Genomic DNA, 5,585 nt, shown 5'->3' with positions numbered 1-5,585 from the left:
TTATTGAGTAGTTATACTTATTTTTCGTTCCAGATGTTTTTTTAGCCATTGCCTCTGTCGGAGAAACTAGTTACTTTGTACTATATTGTGAATTCCAAAATCGGGGTTAATACTCTATTTTTTTCAAAATGAGAATTGCTGGTTCAGTGCTAATTTAGCGTAAACATCGCCGTCTTTTTGTTCTAGCCTGTCTAAAGCTTCAGACGGTTTTTGAGACTGCTCGGCTATTGGAGTCGGCTGCTTAGTCGGATTAAAAACTCCATTGAGCAGCCAAAATATAGCAAAGAAAGTTAAGCCAAAAGGCAGTGCGATTATTACGAGCCTCGACCACGGAGAAGTAACTACCGTATGTTTAGTTACAACTGGTGAATCTGGTTCTACTTCTTCCCCTGCTTCTGGCTGATGATTACTATGGCTATCTATTGAGTCAAGAGACTGATCATCTATTTTGAGTAAATTATTTATAGTCGATGAATGATTAGTCGAATTATTGTCTGTCATTTTCTGCTGGCGAGATTTAAATCAACAATTTGTGTAATTTCTAAACCTGATTGTCTAGCTTGATAAATTTTCTGAGCTAGGTCGTTAGTATGAGAAATTTGTTGTGGTGTACTAACGGATTCCACAGTAATAGTTTTGTTAAATAAAATACCGTTGCCAGCATTATTTTCTTTAGTAAAAGTAACAAGAGTAGAAATAAAATCTACTTCCCATTTACCATCTTTGATTTTGCGAGGTTCAGAAATGAATCGAGGAATTAAAGATACTTGTGTATTGCCATTGAATATCCCTGCTGGGGTCATAGCAGCTAGCTTTCGCAAAAATGCTGCCCGAAAATCTTGCTTTTCACTAAGAGAGAATGCAGCTTCATAAGAAGAAGTAGTTACTTTACCATTAGAGCGTTCAGTTCTACCTACATCTATTCCAGTATCTTGTTTGGTAATGGGTTCTCCTTTATCGTTGAAGGTTCTATTAAGTCCATCCCAATTAAACATCTTAATAAAGCTATCAGAAATAAATTTCTTAATGACTTCATTTGACCGTTCATTAGGATCTACTGCTTGAGCAACAACTGATTCTCCTGATGATAATTGCACTAACGCTAATTGTTTTTTTCCGAGACTACTTACTGCACCATAATTAAGTAGTTGCAGTAATAAAGAAAATAACGCCATCGAAAATCCAGCCAGAGATATTATTCCGATTCTGGTTGGGACAGATTTATTAAACTTCAGAAGCTGCAACGGTTCTGCTTTTGGTTTATTACTATTTTTTATAAACATTGTTCAACTCTACTTGAATTTTGAAGCTAAACTAGCGCCCCTTGTAAACACTGCTTTACTAGCATCAATCGCAATTGAGCTATAGGTTTCAGAGGCCTTATTGATTTGTTGAAGTACAGCTAAACCACCACCAGCCGCTAGTCCAGTTGCTAAGAAAGGAGCAAAAATGCCAATCGTAAACAGAAAGAATAAAGGTTGATCTGATCTAGAAGTAGCAATTAATTGCCCCGCTAATCCGGCAATTACGTTGAAGCAAAGCTTTGCCATCCCTACGGAGAAATAACCAGTTAGCCAAGTAAAAATCGCTCTCCCACCATAAGGCAATAGAGAACCGCCTACAGCCAAAGGCCCGATAAGTGCCGTTAGCAGCATTGTTAATTCTATTCCCCATTGGTAAGCTCCATTCAAGCCAATCAGAATAATCGAAACAATTTCAATGACCGAAGAACCAATGTAAGCACTAAAGGGAGAAAATATTACTTGTAGAGGATTAGCACCACTTTTAATAGCATCAACTGGTGCTTGAATAATTCTGTCAATCTTTTGAACTATCCATGAGAAAGGTCCACTAGAACCAGTAAAATAACTAGGATACTCTCGGTTCAACCTATTCTTCGCATCCTCCAAACATTTAATAGATTCTTCTGGAGTCAGAGATGAGGTCTTGCAATTTTCTATTTCTTTACCAATAGCCCCACGCACAGCTTCTACCCCCAAGGCTTTTTGGTATGCAGCTCTTAAATCAACACCTTTTGCTGTTTTTAAGAGGACAATTTGATTAACATTATTGATGTAATTTCTAATACCGAGAGTGCTTTCACCTAGTACCTTGCCTTTATTCGCTAGAAGTACCACAACTATCAATACCCAAATAAATTCTGTATAAGCACGTTGTTCATCACCATTGAGCATTTTCTTTGTCCATTCAACCATGAAAAAAACAAGTGTCGCAACGGCGAATAATGCACCTACATCACACATAGCGTTATACACATCACCTGTGATCGTCTCATCCCAAATTTCATTGAAACCTTGAGCAATAAAATCTGCCGTCTTAGTTGCTTGCTCTAATAAATCTGCACCAGCAAATTGAGATTGGGCGAATAAGTAATTTTTCAAAAACATAAAATTAAAAAGGGTATAGAATGGAGTAAATTCGACTATTCTTTATAAGTAGGATCTAAGCGAGTCATTCCAATAAGTTCGTGGCTCAGAGAAAGAGTACCTAGTTCATTCAAATCTTCTTTTTTACGCTCATTTGCCATATTCTCTGCTACTTGAGTCAGCATGAGATTAGAGTAGGAAGTGTCCTGCCTTGCTTGTAAATAATCTGTGCGTTGCTGTGCCAACATTGAAACCACTAGACCATTCTGAGCCGCGATCGCCTTCAATACATTTTGAGAAGCATCCATTTCTTGGGCAGCGTCCGCCAGACCTTTTGCCTCTTGAGCTATTTGTGTGGTTTTCTCTATTTTTTGGGCAGTATCTTCTTGCCCAAGGCCGCCAACAACACTGATGATTGAAGCTCTTGTGAGTTCTCGCTCTAAATCTTGTGCCTTTTGCTGGGCGATTGGCAATGAGTAAGTATCAGCAATTCGAGTTTTTAGGTCATTACTACTGGCAATCGGGTCACTAACTCCCATCTCACCAATAGCATTATCAATCGCAGCTTGAGCATCATCTTTAATGCCAGCCCAACTTTGCTCAATTTCCGATTTAGCCCAACCTTGAATTTTTTCAACTTCACCTTTAATATCAGAAATGATTGAACTAAAAAAGTCGGTAATGACTAATCCATAGCTGGGTGTAGTTACCAATAAACTACCCAGAGTAGCAGAAAGTATAATAGTGATTGTTCGAGTCTTTAATCTAGACATAATTAAGCCACCTTTACTTTTTGTAATTTCGACATTAATTGTTTAGCTTCATCGGAGAATTCTTCTCCTCGAATCATCCTGATATAATCCTCGGTAAATTTGACCATTCCTAATAGGGGATTATCAAGATATTCTTTTAAGAAAAGAGTACGCATTTCTTGTTCGTGTGGATTATTAGCAACGGCGGCTAATAAACAATGTGCTGGATAATAACGGCAAAAAGTAAGTTTGCCATTGTCATCAAGTAACCACTGAGAGTAAATGCCCTCCTTTTTGGGATAGAAAGCTTCTGTACTATTGACTCGAATGATTTCTAATGGGTATTTAAATCTCACCAAAAAGGGGTCAACGGCTGAAGATTGAATTCTGCCAACCAAGCGTGTAGTGATGTTAGCGAATATCTTGGCGGCAGCTTTTGACTGATAAATAGTTTCTGGTTCTTGAGCCGATAAAATCACCCGAATACCAGCTTTAGCACCATTAGCACAGAGCCTCCCAATTAGTTCAGCGATTGATTCAAACTGAAATAAGATTGGTGCTTCATCTAAGAAAAATATACTTACTTTGGATGCTAACGCCCGTCTGAGTGCAGCAGCATAAGCGCTTAGAGCTAATATCGCTGCATCTGCCTCACTCGATAAATTTCTTAATGCAAAAACAAGTAACTTGGCATCAGTTCTAAAACTGGAAGGTCGAGAAATTGACTGCCCAACTCTTGTCGTTAACCAGTAATTAAGTCTTAGCCTAATTTGTTCTAAAGCTTCTAGGATATCCCGACTGTTACTAGCAATGGAATCTAATTTGATAAATGCAGGTGAACAGTATTTGTAAAAGTCTTGTAGTGTTGGTGTCTCGGACCATGCCTTAGTTCCGACTCCAGCTGATAATGCCAATTTGTAGCGGAGTTTGATTTCATCATCGTCGAAAAAAATCTTTAATGTCAAAGCGATGATTGACTCAATATTGGTAATCATGGAAGGGCTAACCCCAATCATGCTAGTTCCAATAATCATCGTCATCAATACTGATTTCAAAAATTCCTTGAAATCATTCAATCTTTCATTGATAATTTCTGGTTCTAGTCCTCGCAGATTTGGTAATTCAAAAAGATTGTTGTATTCTTTAGAAATATCAAAGTAAGCTCCGTCTTTACCTAGTAAATTGGTGTAGTCGGTGAAAGTGGATGTTCCATCTGGTTTGGGGTAATCCAATGCCACAACTGGAATATCTTGAGCTAGAGCCGGAGTCAGTATACCTGCAACCAAGACTGATTTACCGGAACGAGTTGCACCAAAAACAGCCAAATTCTTGTGATTTTGGTATAAATCCAGGTGTACAGGAGTACCGCCCTCTTCTGCAATTAATTCAAAGCCAGTGCGATCGCCCGTAGCTGTACGAATTAGAGGCATCAACCCTGGAGCTTCTGAACTGAAATAAGGTAGTCTGCGGTTAAATGGTTTTGTTAGTAAAGGTTCCCAAACAAAAGGACAACACTGAAGCCATACTTTCCACGCGTACTCTACCTCACGGTCAACTACTGCCGGACGTAGAAAGAAAGAAGCGAGGTAACGACAAGCTTCATCTAATTCCCGTGTAGATTTGCGGTGTACCAAAAATACTACAGCCGTTTGGACGACAACATTACCTTTGTAAATTGTTTTTTGGGCTTCGACGGCTGACTCAATATTTAGCCCCGCTTTGACATCAATGTTGCCTTTATCGCTGGATAATGTCGTAGAAGTGATTGACTGTTTAGTTAGTCTTTGCAAGTTAGTTTTTGTGATTCCCTGGTTGGCTTTTGTTAACTGACAAAAGATTTCAGTATCAAAAATACTATCCCTAGATATCAATTCCCATAAATATCTTAATTGTGCTTGTTCATCAATCCAGCCTCCTGGTTTTTGACTGAAGTTCAGCGCTCCCAGATATTTATCCTGAATTCTGACCCATTTTCTATCGAAGAAAGGAACAGATTGCTCATTTTCTAATATATGATGTCGAATGTGAAAATCACTTGTTTGAGTTTCGATTAATTTATCTATTTCATTGATTTTTAAAGGGTTAGGGATTGCTGTTGGTTCCGAATGATTAAATTGCTGCCAGATTAACGACCAGATTTCTTCGGCACTCAAAGCTTTAACACCTAATTTCATCTTATTGCTAAGTAAAGCCGACCACGTTTGAAAGCCATCATTGAAGGAGTTTTGCAGAATATTTTCAATCCTGCTATTATTAATAGAGTGAATTTCTCCCGTAAAGTTATACCAGCCTTTTTCTAACTTTTTAATGATAGACTCCACAAAATCTTTACTTCGTTCATCATTAGAGGCAACAGTATAAGTACACCATAATCTCAAAAATTTGTTTTTACGTACTCCAGTTTTAGTTAAGCTTTTTACTCGTAATCTTTCACTGCGTATTAAGA

General features: G+C 38.1%; 5 protein-coding genes. All 5 read right to left on the bottom strand.

All coding sequences use genetic code 11. The annotated features are described in order from the left end of the window. Positions 1–123: 123 nt before the first annotated feature. Positions 124–501: a hypothetical protein gene (locus ACEW80_RS30135; RefSeq protein WP_373530130.1), complete on the bottom strand. Its 378-nt coding sequence runs from the start codon at positions 499–501 to the stop codon at positions 124–126. Next, positions 498–1,283: a hypothetical protein gene (locus ACEW80_RS30130; protein ID WP_373530129.1), complete on the bottom strand. Its 786-nt coding sequence runs from the start codon at positions 1,281–1,283 to the stop codon at positions 498–500. Before ACEW80_RS30130 ends, ACEW80_RS30135 begins: the two co-directional genes overlap by 4 nt. 9 nt (positions 1,284–1,292) lie before the next feature. After that, positions 1,293–2,408 (bottom strand): hypothetical protein, encoded by a 1,116-nt coding sequence (locus ACEW80_RS30125; protein ID WP_373530128.1) that lies wholly within the window; start codon positions 2,406–2,408, stop codon positions 1,293–1,295. Between the two features lie 35 nt (positions 2,409–2,443). Further along, on the bottom strand, positions 2,444–3,160 hold the full coding sequence (locus ACEW80_RS30120) for a hypothetical protein (protein WP_373530127.1): 717 nt from the start codon (positions 3,158–3,160) through the stop codon (positions 2,444–2,446). A gap of 2 nt (positions 3,161–3,162) precedes the next feature. After that, the coding region (locus ACEW80_RS30115) for a hypothetical protein (RefSeq protein ID WP_373530126.1) at positions 3,163–5,585 on the bottom strand (2,423 nt) is incomplete at its 5' end.

Origin of the sequence: Nostoc sp., assembly GCF_041747015.1 — a bacterium.
GTDB lineage: Bacteria > Cyanobacteriota > Cyanobacteriia > Cyanobacteriales > Nostocaceae > Nostoc.
The sequence above is the reverse complement of the archived record's forward strand: the minus strand, read 5'-3'. Positions and strand labels throughout refer to the sequence as shown.